Origin of the sequence: Bradyrhizobium sp. LA6.8, assembly GCF_040547935.1 — a bacterium.
In the GTDB taxonomy this organism is placed as follows: domain Bacteria; phylum Pseudomonadota; class Alphaproteobacteria; order Rhizobiales; family Xanthobacteraceae; genus Bradyrhizobium; species Bradyrhizobium barranii.
Map to the genome: position 1 here is coordinate 1 of NZ_JBEPQQ010000018.1, position 20,377 is coordinate 20,377.

Sequence of the window (20,377 nt, forward strand, 5' to 3'; positions counted from 1 at the left end):
CCCGCACGCATCATCGCATGGTCTTTCTGGCGCAGAGCTCATCAGGCTGCCGCTCAACGCGCTCATGTCAAATCAAAAAGACAACTGTAATGCTAGAGCGCTTCACATTTTGACGGAAGCGTAACCGGCGCTTGCGAAGTAGTTAGCGCATTCGCGAGGCTGGATGTCCTGGACGAGGTGACCGATGTGGCGCCAAGTGTCCTCGATGGTGCGCTTCTGAGCTTGCCGCATCCAGTGTTTGATCTTGGAGAAGGTCTGTTCGATTGGGTTGAGGTCGGGCGAGTATGGCGGCAGGTACCAGAGCCTGGCGCCAGCAGCCTGGATCATCTGCCTGACAGCTTTCGACTTGTGGCTTCCGAGATTGTCGAGAATGACGATGTCGCCTTCGCGCAGGGTTGGCAGGAGAAGGTGCTTCACATAAGCGCGGAAGCATTCGCCGTTGATCGGGCCGTCGAAGACGCAGGGTGCCGTGAGTTGGTCATGGCGGAGCGCGCCGAGGAATGTGAGGGTACGCCAGTGACCGTGCGGGGCGAAGCCGCGCAGGCGTGCCCCTTTGGGGCCCCAGCCTCGCAAAGGGGCCATGTTGGTCTTGATCCAGGTCTCGTCGATGAAGACGAGCCGGCCCGGATCGAGCCCGGCCTGCCAGGATCGCCAACGCTGGCGCCTACAAGAGACGTCGGCGCGAGCCTGTTCGAGAGCGAACAGTGTTTTTTTTGAACCGCAGCCCTTCCCGGCGCAGGAACAGCCAGACCGTGTTGTGTGAGACCTTGACCCCACGGGCTGCCAGTTCCGCCTTGAGACCATGCAGCGTCAGGTGTGGCGTCTGAGTGATCCGCTCGACGATGAAGGCGCGGTGCGGATCAAGCACAGGCTTGCGGTGACCGCCCATCTTGCCAGGCACAACCGAGCCGGTCGCCCGCCGCCGCTGTGCCCACTTCACAACCGACGAGACCGCAACGCCAAACCGTTCTGCCACAGACCGGCAGCTCTCGCCCGCCAAAACCGACGCCACCACTCGCTCGCGAAGATCCAGGGAAAGAGGTCGGGTCATGCGATGCTGGCCTCCAATCCAGTCAGCATCTTGAATCACAATCCGCCAAAAACCGGAATCCCCTCCGATTCAATTAAGCAATGAAACGCTCTAGGCCGAGTATTGCGTTTGGCACCATGCGTCGGCGCCATCTTGGTTCCCAAGAACGCTTCGACCGCTTCCGGAGTCATCGGCACGTTGGGCTGAACCTTCGATCACGCCAAGCCAAAGCCAGGGAATGATGTGGCCTTCCTCGCAAAGGCCGGACCGCTGCGCCAAGAACAGCTTCCGCATCCGCTGGTTTGGCGAGGTTCTGTGGAGTCGCAGCATTCATCATTCGGTTGCTTCGCCGCCGCGCTTCCTGGCATTGATAGTAATTGGAAGGATGGTGTCACTCGCCATCGCGGGTAGGTCGAGCACCCACCCGTTCGCGATTCTGATCCAACCACCCCACAGCGTCTCGTGCTCACATTCGACAATCGACTCCTCAAGATCCTTCTTGGGCACATAAATCGAAAGCCCCGTCTCGGGCGAACGGCGAATCATGACCTTCATAGGAGCTCCGCAAGTTGTGAGCTCTCACCCGCGCGCTCCTGACACGCACGCCACAAGGCTCTCTGTTTGGCATTGATGTCCGCCAGGACTTGCAGGACACGATCGATCTCATCCGGCGCCGTCTCGTGCGACAGCGAGAAGCGAACCGCACCGCGCAAAAAGGCCGGTGGTACTCTCATCGCGCGCAGGACATGGGACGGCTCCATCGAGCCGGACGCGCAGGCTGAACCGAGCGAGACGGCAATTCCGTTGTGGTTCAGGTGGTCGACGATGGCCTCTGCTTCGAGATGCTCGAATGCGATGTTGGACGTATTTGGCAAGCGGTTCTTGATATCACCAAGCACGATGCAACAGCCGAGAGCGAGAATGCCTTGCTCCAGCCGGTCGCGAAGCACGCCAATCTGCATCTGCTCTTCTATGAGGCCTGCCGCAGCGAGTTCCGCCGCCTTGCCGAGCCCAATAATGCCCGGAACGTTTTGGGTGCCAGCGCGGCGATGCCGCTCCTGTGCGCCGCCGAAGATCAGCGGTCGGAATTTGATGTCCTTGCGCACATACAGCGCGCCGATTCCCTTCGGACCATAAACCTTATGGCCGGAGAGCGACAGCATGTCGATGTCCGTAGTCTTCAGGTCAATCGGAATCCGCCCGACCGCCTGGACCGCATCGGTGTGAAAGAGCGCGCCGACTGAGCGCGCCATCTTGGCGAGGGATTTCACCGGAAAGATCGTCCCGGTCTCATTATTGGCCCACATGACCGAGGCGATTGACGTGCGCCTCGACAATGCGTTGCGATAAGCCTCGATGTTCAATCGGCCGCTTGCATCGACCGGAATGACATGGGTATTGATTCCTCGTCGGCCCAGCTCCTCGGCAAGGGACAGCACGGCTGGATGCTCAACGGCCGTAGTGACGATCTCGTCGCGTCCTTCCTGCACGGCGAGCGCGGACAGGATCGCGGTGTTGTCGGATTCAGTTGCCCCCGAGGTGAAGACGATCTCGTGATCGAATGCCGCGCCAACGAGGGCCTGCAGCTTCCGGCGCGCTTGTTTCAATGCGGGCGCAACCTCAATGCCGAATGCATGCCCGGACGACGGATTGCCGAATTGCCCAGCGAAGAACGGCAGCATTGCCGCGACCACCAAAGGATGTGCACGGGTCGTCGCGTTGTTATCCAGGTAGATCGGCCGCACGGATTGTCCGCTCTGCACTTAAGGCCCCACTTTGGCAGCTCCGGGGAGCGGGATCAGGCGGACGAACTCGCCGAGCCGCTCGACCTGGCGCGCCTGAATGGCCGCGAGCGTCGCTCCCGCAAGCTTGCATAACATGCAGGCGCCGGTGAGCCTGAACATGAGCTTGTTGCCTTCGATTTCGACGAGCTCACAATCGCCACGATCACGCCTGAGGCTTGGCCGAACGTCATCGAGCACGGCGCGGATAATCCGCTCGCGATCGGAAGCCTCTGCATTCGAAGACTGCTTCGTTCGTTCAGCCTTCAGGCCCATGTTCGATGCTCCTTTTGCGAATGGTCCGAAGGCCGCTCAGCTGAACGATTTGCCGCAGGAGCAGCTCGATTTGGCATTTGGGTTATCGAAGCGGAACCCTGATCCTTCGAGCGACACCACGAAATCGATCGTGGTGCCATTGAGATGCGCCCGGCTCGCGTTGTCGACGAAGACTTTGATCCCGTCTTGCTCGAACACGGGTTCATCGGAGACCGGCTCATGAGCAAGACCCATTCTGTATGTGAACCCTTGGCAACCGCCGCCTTCGACCATGACCCGCAAACCGCCTGCCGGCTGGGTTGTCGAGGAGATTGCGGCCTTCAGTGCGTTGATGGCGCTATCCGTTAGGTTGATCATTTCTGGCTCGCTCTCAGTTTCTGTCGCGAGGCACAATTCGCAAATCCCATGCCAGTCCGGATGCAGCTGAAATCGATTGGTTTTGCAGGCGGCGACCATACGATTTGCGACCTGTCGGCTTTGAGACAGGCGGTTTTCCGGCGTCCCGACCTCATCCGGCCGAGACCTCGTGATGGTGCCAGCACGTATTCATGCACATTGCGCCGAGCCGCCGCTTACGCTGTGCGTCGCTACAGACATAGGCGCATGGCAAACAACTTGCACAAGGTTGGCGGACATGCCGCATTGGGCCTGCATGTACACTACAGATTGATGAGGAGCCTTCCATGACGTCGATCGACAAAACCGCTCTTGGCCATTTGGACAAGGAGGGGCGATTGCTGAATGCGGTGCTTAAGACCGAGACAACGAAGTCGGGGCGATTTGGATTTCGGGGCGACATCGCGCTGAAGTTCCAAGCCCAGCTCGCCGACGAAAAACGACCGCCGGACTATTCCATCGAACAAGTTCTTGCAATCGCGCAGGAAGGCGAACCGACCATCCCAGTCCTTGCCGGATATCTGCACTCCTTCGCCTATCTACCTCAGGCCGCAAAGGTTCTGGATGGCAGGCTGAGCCCCAAAGGCAGCTATTTCATGTTCTGCAACAACATTGATCTGCTCGCGAAATACCGCACCAAGATAGGCGACATCACCTTCCGCATTCTGCCTTGCGACGAATCAACTGTGTGGAAGGAGATGATGGACCTCGCCGGCGTCGACAAGAATGACATCAAGAAGCTCGGTGCGGCCGGTAGGCTCGACTACCTGCTCGACGCGGCCAAGGACATCGGTGGATCATACACGGAAGTTTCATACGAGGACGGCCTGGCCAAAATGGAGCCGGTGAAGAACAGAAGCGAAAACCGCCCCGTCTGAGGCATTACCTCAGACCTCTCTCTCGCCAGCTCGACGAGTATGCCGTGAGAGGGTCACTGCGCCCGCTTCGCCGGGACTGGCTCTGACAAATCCTGGTCATAGACTTATCGGCCTACCTTTCGGGAGATCACACGGCCACTCTGCTAGTCGTGTGTTGGCCAAGAGCACTGTCGTTGCACTGAGGGGTGGCTGGCCGCGACCGTCCGCCTGACTGCATCCATGAGGGATCCGGAGAATCCAATGCTCATCGGTTGATGATCGCGGTCACATTTCGGAGGGCGGATCGCCGATGTATGGTTCGGCTTTGGCGCTATGCTCCAGGCCTTTGCCAGCCTGCGTGGCGCAGAGATGTCGCGGCGTTCGATGCTCGCCAGCCGAAGTTATCGACGAGCTGCGCCCATGAATGATGGAAACCGACCCGGCCAAGCGGTAGCTGAGCAGAGTTGGCCGCACGTCTTCAATGTTGAGAGAACGAACCGAAGCTACGCAGAATGCCGCAACTGAATCTGTCCTAGGAAGTTGCTCCAGGTCGCGGATCGCGCTGCCGACCCGCCCATGCCACAGACGCCACTTCACAGCTCTGATGTCCCTGCCGATGGTTGGAAGCGCTCAAAGGGGCCTGATCGGGATCGTACGATGCGATCGGCGATCTGCTGTATGCGCTGGATCTCCATGGCAATATGAAACCAGTCGATGATGTGGGTCGTTGGTTTCGGCATGGCGCCGGGCAGCCGCTTTAGGATTTCGGCCCCGTCCGAGATTACCGTCACATCCCCAAAGCCGCGATATCCGACTTCCTGGAGAGGGCGAAGAGCACGATCACGGATTGCCTGATGATCGGTGCTGCCGGTTAAGAAATAGCGACTGCCCCTTTCTCCCCGTCCTCCGCGGGCGCATCTGGCCACGACGAGCTCGCAATTTCGCGCCGAATGTTGATCATCGCTACGAAGGTGCGCCGTATCGATGCTGATGACCAACTCTTTGCGCCGAGCTCCGGGAAGCTGCATCTCAAGCCGGCATCGGTCATCCGTTTGCGACCTCGCACGCCAGTTTCCTGCATGACCTGGTCGTTGAGCCGCTTGCCGATCCTGATGGTACGTTGTCCGTCGCATGCGTCTCAGTCGGTTCAGTGGGCAGGAAATCGGGCATCACCTTCGGCGCCTGCCGGTAGGGCAGCATGCTTCCTAGCCGCGCCGGCAGTTCCATAAGCTCCGGTGTCGCTCGATCGCCCCTGGATGGCATTCCGGCACAGCATCCATCGCGGATTGCGAACCTCAACGGTGCAGAAGACGGTTCGGATCCGGCGTGTCGTGTAGTGCTTGACCGGTCGGAACGTTTGGCAATCCGGGCAAACCCGGCGAAGAAGGGCATACGTCTCCGCCTCATGATTCACAACCGCGTTCTGCAGCTGATCTTCTTGCCATCGCCGATCGACAAGCCGATGTCGCCGTCGAACAGGCTCTCCCAGCTCTTGTCTATGCGGACCTCCTTCCGGCATGCACCCGCGCCCGGATGACGGGCACGAACAGATCGCCGATGCCGGCCTGGGTCAGCCCCTTGGGCAGGAACGCCGCCTTGATCGCATCGCGCGCCCGCCGGTGCGCGCCGCCGTCCTGGGTAACCAACGTTCCGCCAAGCAATTCGGGCGCGATCTCTTCGATCAGCGCCGAGGACACGTCCTTGTGCCGGAGCAGTGCAAACGCATCCGGATCCACGCAGGTCATCAGGTGTCCGGCAGGGCCGAACTCCAGCCAGAAGTGGCTGCCCAGCGTCCGTTCCGCGCGCCGCAGCAGGCGCGGCAGGTCGCAGACGATGGCGGGAAGATGCCCGACCAGGGGGAAAGCGCCGCGCACGGAGCGGGATGTCGTGCCGCAGCCGGTGCCGACGGTCCAGCGGGTTGAGCAGCATGTCCATCAGCAGCGCGGCGCCGCGGCCGCTTCGGCCGTGTGCCTGCAGGCCGCGCGGCGCGGCTGTTGCGACCGTCGGCGTACGTCGGCACATGCGCCAGCATGCCGCCGTCGATGCACACGACCTGGCCGGTGATGAACGCAGCATCGTCGTAGAGCAGGAATGCCACCAGCGCGGCCACGTCCCTCGGGGCAGCCGACGCGCGGCAGGAGCTGGTGCCGGCGCAGATGCCGTTGCATGCACTCGTCCAGATGGCGAGGAGACGCTCGGTCATGACGAGACCCGGCGCAATCGCCTTGCAGCGGATCTGCGCATGACCGTACTGGGTGGCGAGCGAGGCCGACAGCATTTTCATCCCCGCCTTCGACGCGGCGTAGGACGTCTGCGCGGTGTCACCGCTGAGCGCCTGGCACGACCACTTGTTGACGATCGCGCCACCGCCGCGAGCGATATGGCCTGCCGGCAGCAGAGCAGCGTGCCGCGCAGATTGGTCGCCATGGTCTGATCCGAGACCGCCAGGTCCAGGTCGAGGATCGCGCGGTGGCGCGGGGTCAGATGCATGTCGCTCGCGTTGTTCACCAGGTCAACCCCACCGACGTGCCGCTCGGCGTCTCGAGCAGCGCTGCCACCGACTGCGCGTCGGCGATGTCCATGGCCAGGGCCAGCCGCGTGGCCCGCTTCGGCCGCGATCTGCGCGGTGCAGGCGATGGCCGCCGAGCCTTCAATGTGGGCCACCACCACTCTGCCGCCCTCGCGCGCGATGGCGAGGGCGCGGCCTTGGCGATGCCGGCGCCAGCGCCGGTCACCACGGCCACCTTGCCTTCAAACCGCCATCGTGTCCTCCTGGATTGCGCTGGTCTTTCGCGGCATGCCGCTCGGCCTCCGCCGGAGAAGGCGCAGGGTCGGCGCTGGCGCGCTCGTCATCGCCAACGTCGCTTTCGATGACCCGAATGGCGGCGACTGGGCATTGGTTGGCCGCGAGCCGCACGGCCGCGTGCGGCGCCTGCGGGACCGTCGCCACGCACACTTCGGCCACGCCGTCCGGTTCGCGCTGGCGAAAGTTGCCCGGCAGCGTCAGCACGCACTGCCCGCTGGTTGCGCACAGATCCTGGTCGATCACGACGCGCATCTCAGCCCCCCTGCGCATGCAGCAGCACCGGCAGCGCGCGGAACGTCCTAAGGAACTCGGAGGGCTCCCGGGTCGGCGGCTTAGCCAATGCCAGCGTGGGGAAGCGCGCCTGGATCCGCGGCAGGCTCTCGGCCAACTGCACCCTGGCCAGTTGCGCACCGACGCAGCAGCGGATGCCGTGCCGAAGCTCAGCATGATCTTCCCGTCCGTCGACATGCCAGGACTGGTGCCGTAGAACCGCGCGGGATCGAAGCGGTCGGGATCGGCGAAGGCGTCCGGGTCGCGATTGCCGGCCGCGATCAGCACGGGCACGTCCGTGTTCTTCGGGATCACCACGCCGCCCAATTCGATGTCGCGCCGGGCGATACGCATAGTGGTGCTGAACATGACGGGCGAATCGCGGCGCAGGACTTCTTCGACCAATGCCTTCACCCCCACGGCGTCTCCCTGAAGCCAGTGCCGCTGTTCGGGATACCCCAGCATCGCCAAGACCGCATGGTCGATGGTCGCAGCAGTGGTTGAGAAGCCGCCCAGCAGCATGCCCCAAAGCATGCTGATCAACTCCGCATCCGACAGCGTGTCGGCATCGTGGTCGTGTGCGCCGACCAGCATCGACACGATGTCGTGGCGGGGATCGGTGCGCTTACGCTGTATAGAGGTCGCCGAAGTAGGCCTGCACCCTGGCGCTGGCCGCGTCCGCCGCGGCCAGCTGGGGGTCGCTGGCGTGCGGGCCCAGGCCTCTCAGAATGGGGCCGATGACGGCGGCGAGCCCGAACATGTCGTCCTGGGGCATGCCGAACAGGTTCGGCCAAGACCAGCATGGGCAAGGCCAGCGCGAATTCCCGATGCAGGTCCACCGGCTTCCCACGCTCCAGCGCGGGCGCCATGCCGTCCGGGCGCGCTGCGACGATGCGCGCGATGCTCGGCCGCAGGTTCTCGATCTGGCGCATGGTGAAATCGCGCGAGATCAGCCGGCGCAGACGCATATGCGCCGGTGGGTCCTTCATCGCTAGTGTAGACGCCAGCAGATTGAGTGACAGGCTGGTCGCCGCACGCGGAAAATAGCGCACCAGTTCGCCCGGCGCCGGCGCCCGAAACGCATCGCCCGTGGCCTTGAGCGCCCAGTAGATGTCGGCGTGGCGGCTCAACAGAAAGAGGCCCGACGCCGCGCGATGCACCGGATCGTGCTCGCGCAACCACCGCATAAACGGACACGGGTCGTGGATGCGCGCTGGCGACGCCAGTTCGGCGAAGGCGTCCGGCATGCTGCCGTGGTTTCTTGCACGTCCATCTTGCTTACCTGTTGGCTGGCTGATCTGTCCGGCGCGCGCCAGGCGCCCGGGCAAATTGCGGAGTACATCGGGGCGATTTCGCCGAGGCCCCCTTCCCATAGAATGCTGTCTGATGCGGATTTGACATTTTGATTTTCTTTCTTCGTTCCATCGATCGCGGTGTCATCCACGAAATGAACGTCGGTCGGCGGCTCCCGGCTCGCAACGAAGGAGTGTCAAAACTCGTGCCAATTTGGCCGACCCAACAGAAGAAAAAGATTGTGATTGCTTTTCAGCGGATTAACTGAGGCCAGACAAGAGCTCGGCGGACTAGGCCGGTGTCGCGGACCAACAAAGGGGACAGAACAGTGTCGGATAGTCGTCAGACGCCAGACTGGCGACACCTTCTTTATCAGTTCTCCTGAATGCCGATTCCAGTTGCTTAAATATATCCGGCCTCTGGCAAGTGGACTGCTGTTGCAGCCAGGCCATGATGAGATCCGCGCACACGCGTTCCCAATAAAGGGTTGGGGCACGAAGCCCGCCTTTTTTGCACAGGGCTTATGGTATGCTGATCCACCGTTCGTCATCACTATTCGCGAGCCTTGCAATCGAGCCAGAAGCGTCAGGTAAACGCGGGATCTCTGCGTTCGTCGCCAGAACAGCATCTGCTCGAAGCGCTAACAACGACAGTGCTCCAGATCGACTTCACGTCGGTTGTCATGAACGGGATACTAGCATTCTTGCTCTTCGGTGGAGCGCTCCACGTCGATCTCGCAATTGGTAAGCCGCGCCGTACCCGTAATCGAGCTTGCCACCTTCACCACGCTCACGTCGACGTTTATCGTTGGCTTTCTATTCTGGCAGGCCGCTGGTCTCCTTGCTTAGTCGCTGCCGCTGTCCTGGGCGCTGGTGTTTGGCGCTCTCATCAGCCTGACCGATCCGGTGGCGGTCATAGGTGCGCTCAAAATGTAAAGGCAGCTGAAAGTCTCGAGGTCGACAAGCAGGGCGACTCACTCTTCAACGACGGTGTCGGCATTGTCGTTTTCACGATCCTGCTGGCCTTCGCCGCCGGGGCCCATGCGAGGTCGCGGCCGATTCGGCAACTGCCGGCTTCGCGTTAGAACAAGTCGGATCTGGGCGTTCCCTACCAGCTTGTATCTGACAACTCACTCGTCGATCTCGTCGGAGAAAGCTAAATCAACCAGGTAGTGTGTGGGTCTGACAGTTTGTTGGGCACACCCGGGCGCAGGCGCTGCAGCCGATGCAAGCGCCTTCGTCCTTCAGCACCATGACCTTCTTTTCGAGCTCATCGTCGTCCGCGTCGAGGTCGATGATCTCGCCACCCTCGCTTAGCCCCTTCAGCGTCATGACCTCACGGCCGCAGATCTTGTAGCAGCGGCCGCAGCCGATGCACTTGTTGAGATCGATAGAAACCAGGTAGTCCGGCCTCCAATTGCGACCGTCGCGGGTCCTGAATGACATGGCTAACCGTCCGCTATGTTTTGTCCAGCGCCTCGAGATATTGGCGCTTGCTTTCGAGCTCGCTGAAGGCAGCGTGGGCCTTCTGAGCCACGCTCAGGATCGACGACCAGTTGACCGGCAGCTCCTCGGAGAGATCGTGGAGGTCCATCTTGGCCTGGGTCGCCTTGGCCGACAGCTTCTTTATTTCCGCTTTCAGAGTTTCGATATCGCTCACACTAGCCTCAACAACTCGCCACTTCCGGGAACTTACGGATCATCTCAACGCCACTGTTGACGAATTTGTCGCCTGATTGGCGAGATCAGAGAGATGGTCGAAACCAAAGCGATGCACGTCGCGCAGCTGCTTGCTCACGACAACGAGCCGGCCGACGATCAGCACGATCCGACCGAACCCTTCGCGATGCATCTTCAGCATTGGCGAGATCATCACATCGGTTGCCGTCTCGACCGAGAGCACAACGGCGTCGAGGAACAGCTCCAGTCGCGATGTCGTGTCCGGGTCGGGATTGCCGACGATCGGCAGCGCACCGCGCTTGCGGTTGTCGAGAACGTAGGGTTCGAACAGCTCGAGATCCTTTTTGCCCCCCAGGCGCCGTGGGTGTCCTGGGCGCGCCAGATCTTGACGAGCTCTTTCAGAAGTGGCCCTTCCGCCGCGGCGGCGGCTGGAGTGACTTCAGACGGATCAGCCATCTTTGTTCCTTCAGGCTTCGAAATCCACCGTACGTTCCCGGCTTTTGGTGAGCAGCTTCCGCAGCCAGGGCGGCGGCGAGCCCTTCAGCACGGTTTCGAGTTTGACGCAAAGGTCGTGGATGGGCTCTGGCTGCAGCACCTTCATCGGATGGATGTTCCTGGCGACGACTCGCGCAGCACCCGAGCCGCCAATCGCCGCAACATAGAGGATTGCGCACTCCCTGATCGCCTCGATCTTCGGCGCGAGCTTATCCTCATTGCCGTCTTCGGTGAGGTCACCGTCGAACTGGATCGCCTCAATAAACCGATGCCCGTTGGGGCCGACCTCGTAGATCGCAATGTTCTTGGCCCAGCCGAAGTGGGCATCGACCTGCTTCAAGTCCTGAGTGGCGAATGCAACTTTCATCCGGGTTGTTTTCTCTCCCTGCTCAATGCAACTGGGGCGGATGGACCTGCGGGCCGCCGCAGGTTGATCGCCAGGTGTCGGGCGTCGGCCCATGGTTGGCTTCGCGGTCGGTGATGATCAGATTGGCGATGTCAAAGATCAGATTGCGCGTGCCGCGATAGCCGACGATCGTGAGGTGCGCAGCGCCAAGGCGATCGAACATCGGAAAGCCTACCCGGAAGAACGGGACATTGAGTCGCGAAGCGGCCTGGCGACCATGTGAATGCGACATCAAGAGGTCGCAGTCACGCGACCTGGCAAGCTCTTCAAGGTCCTCCAGATCGCCGATCAGGACGTCCTCGGTCCTGACCCGCTGGAGCACCGGTGAGTTGGTCGTCGTCACCGCAGCACTTACCTGTGCGCCCATCTCGTGGAGCAAGCTGGAGAGATCGAATAACAAGTCCGGCTCGGCGCCGATCGCGAGCTTGCGGCCGCCGATATGGAAATGTGCATCCAGCATGGCGTCTGCCAGTTGTCCACGCTGCCGGCGATATTTCCAGGGCACCGACCGGCCGCTGATCTGGCTCAGGAAGGCGATGAATTCGTCATTTGGGATAAGGCCACAGAGCCGCTCGAACAGACGGAACGGCGTGCCTGTCCGCACCTGCATGGCCTCGGCCGCGCGGCGCATTTGCGCGCCGATCGCGATCGTCCAGGCCACCTGCCCCATGGTCGCAATCTCGTCCACTCCAATGCCCCCGATCGTGGTGGGCGTGAATTCGTCGGGGATGTGACCGTCCAGCGAACCGGCGACGTCCGGCAGGAACGAGGGCTTGAGCCCAAAATCCTCAAAAATCGTGCGAAGCTCGTCGAGATCGCCGGGCGTGAGGTGGCATCCAGGTAGCACGTTGACGCGGGAGATATCGCGCGATCTCGCTGTGTCGACGGGAGCCACAAGAATCTCGATCATCCGCGCCACCGTCTTGCCCCAGCCATCCTGAAAGGCATCCTTGAAATCCGGCGTCGAGACGTAGACAAGGGGGAGCTTTTCGAGCTTTGGATGCTTCTGTCGGATCAACCGGATGAATGCTTCGACGTCATCGCCGTTGGTCTCGGTGACGCCAGTCGAATTGATACCAATGATCTCGGGCTCGACGCGATTGTAAATGTTGAGGATCGCCTGTTCGAGATTCTCGTGGCCACCGAGCACGGTGGCAACCTCGCTCATGGCGGTCGTCTGCATCGGCACGGCTTCATTGAAATGGCGCACGAACAGCGTTAGCCCGAAGGAGGTGCAACCTTGCGGGCCGTGCAAAAGCGGCATCGCGCCGCGCAGACCCAGGAAGGCAAATGAGCCGCCGATCGGCTGGCTCATTTTGAGCGGATTGACCGAACAGGCTTTCTTCGAGGTAGTGACGATCGCCATGCCGTTCCCCTACTCCGCCGCCTGCAGCGTCGGGGGCTGCAGATCGGAACGAATGTCCTTACAAGCAACGCACCGTGCGGCGGAATTGGTGCACGGCTTGGCGGCCTTTGCGAGGTTCAGGCCATGCGCCGCAATCGCGCTCTCGCCACCGCTGGCCTCATTTTCATTGGAGAGACTTATCGTATTGACGCCGTTCTTGCTCGCGTCTCGAACTGGATCAGCGGCTTGCGCATACATCTGCGCAGCCGTCTTTGCCTGACGCTTTCGGTCGAACTCATCCCATGGTGCGGCTTGGCGGAGCTGATCCCATATCGGATTGTAGAGCGCTTTCTCGATCTCCTCCATGAGCTTGAGAATCCCGATATAGCCCATATAGGCGTGGCAGCGCTCCTGGTTGATATCGAGCCACGGCATCGCCGCCTTTAGTGCGACGAATTGCGACTTGCCGCCGGAGAGCATGATGTCGGCTTTTGCGTCCTTTAGCATCTTGTAGATCTCGCGAGGCGACATGTCCTCGATCATGTGGGCGTGCTGGCCCATTAACTCCTTGATACGTTCCTTGTCCTTCTTGGTCGATTTCTTCACCGACGTGCCGACGATCTCGAGCCCGGCCTCTTGCAAAGCGGCCACCATCGACCAGGATTTCACGCCACCGGTGATGAGAACAACCCTCTTGCCGGCAAAGCGTGGCTTGAAACGTTCAATCGCAGCCCAGGCTTTGGTCTCTTCGCGTGCGATCAGGGCTTGCGTGCGTTCCATCAGCTCAGCCGGCGCGCCGCGTTCGATCAGCATGCGCGCGATCTGGCGTAGTGAATCGCTGGAATCCTCAATACCGTAGAACGAGCCTTCAAAAAACGGGATGCCGTAGCGCTGCCTCATCTTGCGTGCGACGTTGATCATTGCCTTTGAGCAGACCATCATCGCGGCTTTGGCTCGGTGCGAGTAAGCCACCTCGCGATACTTGCCGTCCCCCGAGATGCAGGACAGGATCCGGATTCCGAGCTCATCGAGCAGCGGCTTGACCTGCCAGAGCTCGCCGGACAGGTTGTATTCGCCGATGATGTTTATGTCATACGCAGTGGTGTAATCGGGCTCTCCGGTACCGATGACGTGCTCCAGCAGTGCTTCGCCTGCGAGCTTGTTGCCAAGGTTCTTCGACCCCACAAATCCCGGTGCATTGATGGGAATGACCGGTTTGCCAAATTTGGCGGACGCCGCCTTGCAGACCGCATCGATGTCGTCACCGATCATTGCGGGCACGCATGTCTGGTAGACGAAGATGGCCTGCGGGTCGTATTTCTCTGTGATCTCCTTGATTGCCCTGTACAGCCGCTTCTCGCCGCCGAACACGATGTCGGTCTCGCTCATGTCCGTGGTGAAGCTTCTGCGCCACAGATCGGAGCCGGAGGAGCCGGAACCGCGATTGTCCCAAGAATTGCCCTCACAGGCGATTGGACCATGCACGAGATGGGCGACGTCGGTGAAGGGCTGCAGTGCGACTTTGGCGCCATCGAAGGCACACCCACCGGCGACGCCGCCCGGCTTCAGCTGCTTGGTGCATCCATTCCTGCGCTCGAAGTTCGACTTGCTCGCGTTCCTGGCGCAGCCCGGTTCGTTAAAGACGTCCTGTATGGTCGTGGGAAGCGAAGTCATGGTGTGTCTTTCGGGGGATGTCAAGACATCCGCACAGACCAAGAGGATGGGCCGGCGGATAACCTGTGATCCCCGCCGCAGCGCCGCTGTTCCTGCGGACGATGAGGCGGGGCGCTCGCCTTAGCGTATGATGTCGAAGCTGTAGTCTGTCTTGCCAACCGAGCTGGTTTTTCTATCGATCTCATCAAAGATCTTGTCGAGAATCTTGACCAGCACATTCATGCTACCCTGATAGCCCCACACTGGATAACGATGGTGATGATGGCGATCGAAAATGGGAAACCCGATGCGGATTAGCGGCGTTCCAGTGTCACGCTCGAGATACTTGCCGTAGGTGTTACCCATCAGGAAATCGACTGGTTCTGTGAACAGGAGCGAACGCATGTGCCAGAGATCCTTGCCCGGGAAGGCGCGGCAGTTTTTACCGAACGGCGAGCTCGCGAACAGCGCCTGCATCTTCTGCTCCCAGGCCTTACTCCCGTTGGTCGAGAGCACGTGGGTCGGCTCAGCGCCAAGCTCCAGCAAGAATGCGGCCAGGCCATAGCAGAGGTCGGGATCGCCGTAGATCGCGAACTTCTTGCCGTGAACATGCGCGCTAGAGTCAGCCATTGCGTCTACCAGACGCCCGCGCTCCCGCTCCAGCGCATTTGGAATTGCCTTGTTGGTGATACGCGACAGCGTCATCAGGAAATCGTCCGTGGCGCTGACACCCAGCGGGTGATTGAAGGCGACGACCTCCTGGTCGTGCCCCTTGATAAAGGGCAACGTCTTCTCCGTACAATATTGCTGCATGGAAATGGTTGCCTTCGCATGGACTGCGTTCGCGGCATCCTTTAGTGTGGTGCCGCCATCATACATGCGGAACTCGCCGTCGGTGGGGGTATCGAACACATCGCTGTTATCCGCGAGGATCGTGTAGCCGATCCCCATCAGCTCGAAGATCCGCTTTATCTCACGGATGTTTCCGACAGTGTAGCCGTCGAAGCCACCGATGAAGTTGATCCAGTTGTTCGCTTTGCGCTGGAGTTTAGGCGCTGTGCCGGCTTTACCATCCCAGAAATGCTCGAGGATGCCCTTCAGCGTGTTGTCGTAGCCCGTGATGTGGCTACCGACGAATGCAGGAGTGTGAGCGAATGGCACGTCATAGTCCGCGGGGACTGAACCTTTTTCCTTTGATGTTTTGATGAAGGCGTTGAGGTCGTCGCCAATGACTTCCGCCATGCAAGTCGTGGCGACCGCGATCATCTTCGGCTTGTACATGTTGTAGCTGTTGGCAAGCCCGTCGGTCAGGTTGTTGAGCCCCCCGAACACAGCCGCGTCTTCAGTCATGGACGAGGAGACGCACGAAGTCGGCTCCTTGAAGTGCCGCGACAAGTGGCTGCGATAATACGCGACGCAACCCTGGGAGCCGTGGACGAACGGCAGTGTGCGCTCGAACCCGAGCGCGGCGAACACCGCACCTAGCGGTTGGCAAGCCTTCGCCGGATTAACGGTTAGCGCCTCGCGGGCGAAGTTCTTCTCGCGGTATTCGGGCGTCTTGGACCATTCTCTGATACGGTCGACTTCGGCGGGATCGTGCGGATTCTCAAATAGCGCCCTCTTATTGGCCAGCATCTGCTGGTATTCGTCTCCCCGGAAAAGCTCAGAGTGGTCGAGGATGTGTTCGGCGTTCTGTGTCATCATGGCACTCTTCAGGTTCTTGTGTTCGTTCTCCTGCCCTTCCCCTCCTCTGTTGAAGAAAGGGCCGGGCGTCGGCTTTCCTATTCCGCCGCCATGAGGCTCGGCCGCGGAGCGTCCTTCCAAGGTGCGGTGGTCTTCCCCCAGATCGGGGAGTTGATTGCCATGTCCATGTCTCGGGCGAAGATCGCGAAGCCGTCATAACCGTGGTAAGGACCCGAGTAGTCCCAGGAATGCATTTGGCGGAACGGCACGCCCATTTTTTGGAAGACGTATTTTTCCTTGATACCGGAGCCAACGAGGTCGGGCCGGATCTTTTCTACGAAGCGCTCAAATTCGTAGCCGGTGACATCGTCATAGATCAGCGTGCCGTCCTTGACGTAGTGCTGGGCGGTGCGCTGATAGTCGTCGTTGTGACCGAACTCATAGCCTGTGCCGACAACATCCATGCCGAGGTCCTCATAGGCGCCGATGACGTGGCGAGGACGTAGGCCGCCGACGAACAGCATTACGGTCTTGCCATCGAGCCGCGGCCGATATTTCGCGGTCACCGCATCGACAAGCGGCTGATATTTCGTAATGACGCGCTCGGCGCCTTCCATGATCTTATTATCGAAGAAGCTTGCAATTTTGCGCAGGGACTCAGCGATTTTGGAAGGCCCAAAGAAATTGTACTCGCACCAGGGAATCCCGAATTTTTCCTCCATGTGCCGTGAGATGTAGTTCATCGAGCGATAGCAATGTAGTATGTTGAGCTTCGCCTTCGGCGTTGCCTCCAATTCAGCGAGAGATCCATCACCGGACCACTGGGCGATGACGCGCAGGCCCATTTCTTCCAGCAGGATCCGTGACGACCAGGCGTCGCCACCGATGTTGTAATCGCCGATGATGGCGACATCATACGGCGTCGGCTCAAATTTAGAGCTGACCTCTGGGGCACTCTTGTCGAAGATCCAATCTCGGACGGCGTCGTTCGCGATGTGATGGCCGAGCGATTGTGATACCCCGCGAAAACCCTCGCACCGCACCGGCACGATGGTTTTGCCGCCATATTCCTTTGATTTTTCTCTGGAGACCGCCTCGATATCGTCGCCGATCAAACCGATCGGACATTCGGACTGAATGGTGATGCCCCTGTTGAGAGGAAATAGCTCCTGGAGCTCGTCAATGAGTTTGGTGACCTTTTTATCGCCGCCGAACACGATATCCTTTTCCTGGAAATCGGAAGTGAACTGCAGTGTCACGAACGTGTCGATGCCGGTCGTGCCGACGTAGTAGTTGCGTCGCGAGCCCCATGAGTACTGACCACAGCCGACCGGACCGTGGCTAATGTGGATCATGTCCTTTATCGGCCCCCAGACCACGCCCTTGGAGCCCGCGTAGGCGCAGCCACGGATGGTCATCACGCCCGGAATGGACTTGATATTCGACTTGACGCCGCAATCCGACTTGCCCGCCTCGTGAACACTCAGATGCTTGGCACGCCTTTTAGACGTCTTCTCTGGGTAGACCTTCAACACGTCATCGATTAGTTGCTTGTTGCGCGCCTTGATCTCTGCGACGCTTTCGGTAGTTGCTCGGCTCATACACAATTCCTTTCCATTGTCGTGTCAAATCAAGACGCGGCGCTTTTCCGGTGGACCGACGGATTTCCGATCCGGCGTTCAGGTTTAAAGCGTGCAATCTTCCTGCAGGTCTTACCGGTCGCAACTTCGCCAGCTTCTGATCGTGCCGCAGCGGTCGATCAGATGTTGTATTTCATCTCGGCTGAGCGCATGCGAGCACCGTGTGTGACGCTGTTGATTTGCCCCGGGATCGCTGACCAAGATGCGTCTGGGTGATGTCATGCCCGCCCTCCACCGATTGGTCATATCCGCTTCTTTACTCGCTCACGTGCCATCCGGCGGCCTGTCCCTCTGCATGTCGATGCAGGGCTAACAGCCGTCTATTGCGCAGGGATCTGCAACGAGTGTGCCAGCGGTGGTTGAATACAAAAACTCAAGTCTCTAGAGCTGGATAGCCGGCAGGATGAGGATTGTTATAAACCTCACCCTGTCTGGCACCGACAGGCGTACCCGCTAACGCCATGTCTGAAACCAAACAATTACCTGCGCTTTCGCCCAGCGAAATGGCTGGAACGCATGTTTCACTAACGCGCGATCTTTCGCTTCGCTTGTCATTCCAGTCGATCTCGGGACACGCGCTCAAATGTAACGACACCCGATCACGCGGAGAGCACGTGGGGCTGATCGATCCTTAACCCGCGAGAGCCTACAAGGGCGCAAGCCTCGGCAGTCGTTGCAGCTCGCTTCAGTATCTCGATTAGAGACGATGTTGACGTGGTTGTTAGAAATCACGCTGAAGGCGACCCAGCGCTGCATTCGCGGGGTCACCCTTGTATCGGGACCGATTGAGACCATTTCGCCGGTTAGCCACGCTGATGTTTCCTTCACATCCCGTGCTCCATTTCTGGCCGTCGCGGAACCGGCGCTTCTTCTGTTCGCGATGCGCTCAGGGCCTTTTTTCTCGATCGATTGGGAATGCAACCCGCTTGACCCCCGTACTCTCGCAGCGGCCTCATTCCAGGCAGAGTAGAACCCGAAGTCAGTCGCCACCCCGCGGCGCGCGCCCCAGCTTGACCTGGTGGGTTGCGACGGCCTGGATCAACAGATCGCAATCACGGGGCACCGAGCATAGACTTCGTAGTCGACAATGATCTGGTTTTCGGCCTCTACCAGCTTGATCATTTTGCCGACGTCATTCGGGCTTGCCGGCATTGCTCGGTCGACGGATCGAACACGCTGAGAACCTTATCTTCCACAAGAGTGTCGCCGTGGAAGATGCGGGCCGGGTTTGACGCATCACGTCCAGCACCAGCGGCAACATCCTATCGGGGTCCTCGCGGAGGCCCTCCAGTCCGGTCTGCACCCGCACGCCGTTCCGCAATGTGCTGTCGGTCGAATGGTGAATGTTGGTTTCCACCTCGGACGTGTTCACGCGCATCCGCTCGCCTGCAATGACGCCGTTGTCCTGCGCTTTCGTCACGAGCAGATCGCGGAGCACCTCAGAGCCGGCCGCCAGACCCCACCGGCCCATGGTCTTGGCATCCGGCATCTTGCCACGGCCCACCCGCGAGAAATCGCGGCAGACGAGCTCGGCGCGCTCCTCTCGTCCAGAGCACCATAGCTCAGGTTCCGGATGTGCATAAGAACGAACAGGCGCAACACCACCTCTGCCAGCATGCCGAGCCGACCACAACTGCGGCTCTTCGGGCACCGCTTCGCCAGGGCTCGCTGCACCGCGGCTACGATCTGCTCGCCCGCCAGCACCTTATCGGCGCCCTGCATCCACTCGCGAAGATCACTTACTGGCAGAGCCCTTCGGGGGCTGCTCGGAGTCGATCAGCGCCTCAAGCGATAACGATGTTGATCGACCGCTGCGCCCCATGCGGTCGGCGGCCTCCTAAGCTCGAGATCTACTACTTCGTTGACGCGGGCTGCTTATGCTGTCTTAGACGCGACACAGGTGTCAGGCACCGGACAGACGACCGCGCATTGCGGCGTTTCGCAATGGCCCTCGCACTCCGTACATTTTTTGGCATCGATAACGTAAATGTCGCGCTTGAGGCTGATCGCCGCGTTGGGACACTCGAACTCACATGCCCCACAAACGGTGCATTGCGAAGCGACGATCTTGTAAGCCATGCGTTCCAACTCCTTAGGCAAGCGATGCCATTGGCGATTCCCTTCAAATCCCATGCCAAACACAGACGCGCTCAATAACAAGCACTTTTCCCAATTGTGCTGTCTCGGGTCTGAGACCATGTTGCATCTGCGACAGCAGCGAGCCCACTCAATGTCAACATGCGAACCCTCGGGCCTACTCCGAAGGTTAGTCGCGACTCGACGGCTGCGAGCTCCGTTGATTTGTCTGGCACGGCAGCGCGGAGCAAGCGACGCTCGACGATTCTGAAACCGACACCGCGACTAGAAGCCGCGAGCCGACCCACGTTTACGCCGGATCTCGGCAAACCTCCGGTCACAGGCTGTTGATGACCGCGTAAAGGCCGATAAAGACAACGACGTGGCTCAAGACTGGGGCGTCGCCGAGTGGCCCAATGATAATGCGCTCGACGGCTATTCCGCCAACGAAGGAGAGCGCCACAGTTAGCGGGATCACGAACCAGTAGGGAAGGCCCCATTGAAGTAGTTGCCAGGCGACAAAGGTTGAGAACATCGCCATCTCGCCCTGCGCAAAGTTCAGGTGGTGGATCGCCTGGTATATCATCACGATGGCGAGTGCCATGCAGGCATAGATGCCGCCCGTCGCGATGCCGGTTACCAGTTGGCTCAATAGAGATAAGCGGAATTGATCCCGTTCCGCCTGCACTCG

The 20,377-nt window shown here is 60.2% G+C and carries 16 protein-coding genes and 6 pseudogenes; 1 reads left to right on the plus strand and 21 read right to left on the minus strand.

What is annotated here, in order from left to right; translation table 11 throughout:
- Positions 1-102 precede the first annotated feature (102 nt).
- From ABIA90_RS44430 to ABIA90_RS44450, 5 genes are all read right to left on the minus strand, one after another.
- Positions 103-1,051, minus strand: a protein-coding gene (locus ABIA90_RS44430) for an IS630 family transposase (protein ID WP_247457909.1) whose coding sequence is annotated in 2 segments (ribosomal slippage) — positions 103-714 and positions 716-1,051 — 948 coding nt in all. Because the reading frame shifts where the segments join, the coding sequence is not laid out codon by codon here.
- A 312-nt stretch (positions 1,052-1,363) separates the two neighbouring features.
- Complete coding sequence (gene nifT, locus ABIA90_RS44435) at positions 1,364-1,585, minus strand: putative nitrogen fixation protein NifT (RefSeq protein ID WP_018457694.1); 222 nt, start codon at positions 1,583-1,585, stop codon at positions 1,364-1,366.
- On the minus strand, positions 1,582-2,775 hold the full coding sequence (gene nifS / locus ABIA90_RS44440) for a cysteine desulfurase NifS (RefSeq protein ID WP_247457910.1): 1,194 nt from the start codon (positions 2,773-2,775) through the stop codon (positions 1,582-1,584). Before nifS ends, nifT begins: the two co-directional genes overlap by 4 nt.
- A gap of 18 nt (positions 2,776-2,793) precedes the next feature.
- Entirely contained in the window at positions 2,794-3,087 is a 294-nt protein-coding gene (locus ABIA90_RS44445; RefSeq protein ID WP_247457911.1) for a NifU family protein, read from the minus strand.
- A gap of 36 nt (positions 3,088-3,123) precedes the next feature.
- The gene (locus ABIA90_RS44450; protein ID WP_247457912.1) at positions 3,124-3,444 is read right to left on the minus strand and encodes an iron-sulfur cluster assembly accessory protein; all 321 of its coding nucleotides are present in this window, start codon (positions 3,442-3,444) and stop codon (positions 3,124-3,126) included.
- A gap of 326 nt (positions 3,445-3,770) precedes the next feature.
- Between ABIA90_RS44450 and ABIA90_RS44455 the strand changes: the two genes are divergently transcribed.
- Positions 3,771-4,361, plus strand: coding sequence for a hypothetical protein (locus ABIA90_RS44455; protein ID WP_247457913.1), 591 nt, complete (start codon positions 3,771-3,773; stop codon positions 4,359-4,361).
- 572 nt (positions 4,362-4,933) lie between these two features.
- Here the strand turns inward: ABIA90_RS44455 and ABIA90_RS44460 are convergent.
- The 16 genes and pseudogenes from ABIA90_RS44460 to ABIA90_RS44535 form a co-directional block, all read right to left on the minus strand.
- Positions 4,934-5,338 carry a hypothetical protein gene (locus ABIA90_RS44460; RefSeq protein ID WP_247457914.1) on the minus strand — a complete coding sequence of 135 codons (405 nt, stop codon included), beginning with the start codon at positions 5,336-5,338 and terminating at the stop codon, positions 4,934-4,936.
- A 510-nt stretch (positions 5,339-5,848) separates the two neighbouring features.
- Positions 5,849-6,275: pseudogene (locus tag ABIA90_RS44465) on the minus strand (cytochrome P450); the annotation flags it as partial.
- A gap of 154 nt (positions 6,276-6,429) precedes the next feature.
- A pseudogene (locus tag ABIA90_RS44470) lies at positions 6,430-7,010 on the minus strand (SDR family NAD(P)-dependent oxidoreductase); the annotation flags it as partial.
- 61 nt (positions 7,011-7,071) lie between these two features.
- On the minus strand, positions 7,072-7,398 hold the full coding sequence (locus ABIA90_RS44475) for a ferredoxin (protein WP_247457915.1): 327 nt from the start codon (positions 7,396-7,398) through the stop codon (positions 7,072-7,074).
- 1 nt (position 7,399) lies between these two features.
- Positions 7,400-8,689, minus strand: a pseudogene (locus ABIA90_RS44480) (cytochrome P450).
- A gap of 1,180 nt (positions 8,690-9,869) precedes the next feature.
- Positions 9,870-10,154 carry a ferredoxin III, nif-specific gene (gene fdxB, locus ABIA90_RS44485; protein ID WP_247457916.1) on the minus strand — a complete coding sequence of 95 codons (285 nt, stop codon included), beginning with the start codon at positions 10,152-10,154 and terminating at the stop codon, positions 9,870-9,872.
- A gap of 13 nt (positions 10,155-10,167) precedes the next feature.
- A complete protein-coding gene (locus tag ABIA90_RS44490; RefSeq protein WP_018457678.1) occupies positions 10,168-10,368 on the minus strand; it encodes a CCE_0567 family metalloprotein in 201 nt (66 codons plus the stop codon).
- 7 nt (positions 10,369-10,375) lie between these two features.
- A pseudogene (locus ABIA90_RS44495) lies at positions 10,376-10,844 on the minus strand (NifX-associated nitrogen fixation protein).
- Positions 10,845-10,854: 10 nt separating this feature from the next.
- Positions 10,855-11,250, minus strand: coding sequence for a nitrogen fixation protein NifX (nifX, locus tag ABIA90_RS44500; protein WP_247457917.1), 396 nt, complete (start codon positions 11,248-11,250; stop codon positions 10,855-10,857).
- A gap of 22 nt (positions 11,251-11,272) precedes the next feature.
- Positions 11,273-12,655, minus strand: coding sequence for a nitrogenase iron-molybdenum cofactor biosynthesis protein NifN (nifN, locus tag ABIA90_RS44505; RefSeq protein WP_247457918.1), 1,383 nt, complete (start codon positions 12,653-12,655; stop codon positions 11,273-11,275).
- 9 nt (positions 12,656-12,664) lie between these two features.
- Positions 12,665-14,308 carry a nitrogenase iron-molybdenum cofactor biosynthesis protein NifE gene (gene nifE / locus ABIA90_RS44510; protein ID WP_247457919.1) on the minus strand — a complete coding sequence of 548 codons (1,644 nt, stop codon included), beginning with the start codon at positions 14,306-14,308 and terminating at the stop codon, positions 12,665-12,667.
- Between the two features lie 120 nt (positions 14,309-14,428).
- Positions 14,429-15,988, minus strand: coding sequence for a nitrogenase molybdenum-iron protein subunit beta (gene nifK / locus ABIA90_RS44515; protein WP_354122226.1), 1,560 nt, complete (start codon positions 15,986-15,988; stop codon positions 14,429-14,431).
- Positions 15,989-16,068: 80 nt separating this feature from the next.
- Positions 16,069-17,571, minus strand: coding sequence for a nitrogenase molybdenum-iron protein alpha chain (nifD, locus tag ABIA90_RS44520; RefSeq protein WP_247457920.1), 1,503 nt, complete (start codon positions 17,569-17,571; stop codon positions 16,069-16,071).
- 744 nt (positions 17,572-18,315) lie between these two features.
- Positions 18,316-19,359: pseudogene (locus ABIA90_RS44525) on the minus strand (ISNCY-like element ISBva1 family transposase); the annotation flags it as partial.
- Between the two features lie 126 nt (positions 19,360-19,485).
- Positions 19,486-19,689, minus strand: a complete 204-nt coding sequence (locus tag ABIA90_RS44530) for a 4Fe-4S binding protein (protein WP_247457921.1) — start codon at positions 19,687-19,689, stop codon at positions 19,486-19,488.
- A gap of 340 nt (positions 19,690-20,029) precedes the next feature.
- Positions 20,030-20,338: pseudogene (locus ABIA90_RS44535) on the minus strand (ABC transporter permease subunit); the annotation flags it as partial.
- Positions 20,339-20,377: the final 39 nt, after the last annotated feature.

Coding starts and splice junctions, on each gene's coding strand:
- nifT (WP_018457694.1), bottom strand. CDS start 1,585: ATGAAGGTCATGATTCGCCGTTCGCCCGAGACGGGGCTTTCGATTTAT.
- ABIA90_RS44445 (WP_247457911.1), bottom strand. CDS start 3,087: ATGGGCCTGAAGGCTGAACGAACGAAGCAGTCTTCGAATGCAGAGGCT.
- ABIA90_RS44450 (WP_247457912.1), bottom strand. CDS start 3,444: ATGATCAACCTAACGGATAGCGCCATCAACGCACTGAAGGCCGCAATC.
- ABIA90_RS44455 (WP_247457913.1), top strand. CDS start 3,771: ATGACGTCGATCGACAAAACCGCTCTTGGCCATTTGGACAAGGAGGGG.
- ABIA90_RS44475 (WP_247457915.1), bottom strand. CDS start 7,398: ATGCGCGTCGTGATCGACCAGGATCTGTGCGCAACCAGCGGGCAGTGC.
- fdxB (WP_247457916.1), bottom strand. CDS start 10,154: ATGTCATTCAGGACCCGCGACGGTCGCAATTGGAGGCCGGACTACCTG.
- nifX (WP_247457917.1), bottom strand. CDS start 11,250: ATGAAAGTTGCATTCGCCACTCAGGACTTGAAGCAGGTCGATGCCCAC.
- nifN (WP_247457918.1), bottom strand. CDS start 12,655: ATGGCGATCGTCACTACCTCGAAGAAAGCCTGTTCGGTCAATCCGCTC.
- nifE (WP_247457919.1), bottom strand. CDS start 14,308: ATGACTTCGCTTCCCACGACCATACAGGACGTCTTTAACGAACCGGGC.
- nifK (WP_354122226.1), bottom strand. CDS start 15,988: ATGACACAGAACGCCGAACACATCCTCGACCACTCTGAGCTTTTCCGG.
- nifD (WP_247457920.1), bottom strand. CDS start 17,571: ATGAGCCGAGCAACTACCGAAAGCGTCGCAGAGATCAAGGCGCGCAAC.
- ABIA90_RS44530 (WP_247457921.1), bottom strand. CDS start 19,689: ATGGCTTACAAGATCGTCGCTTCGCAATGCACCGTTTGTGGGGCATGT.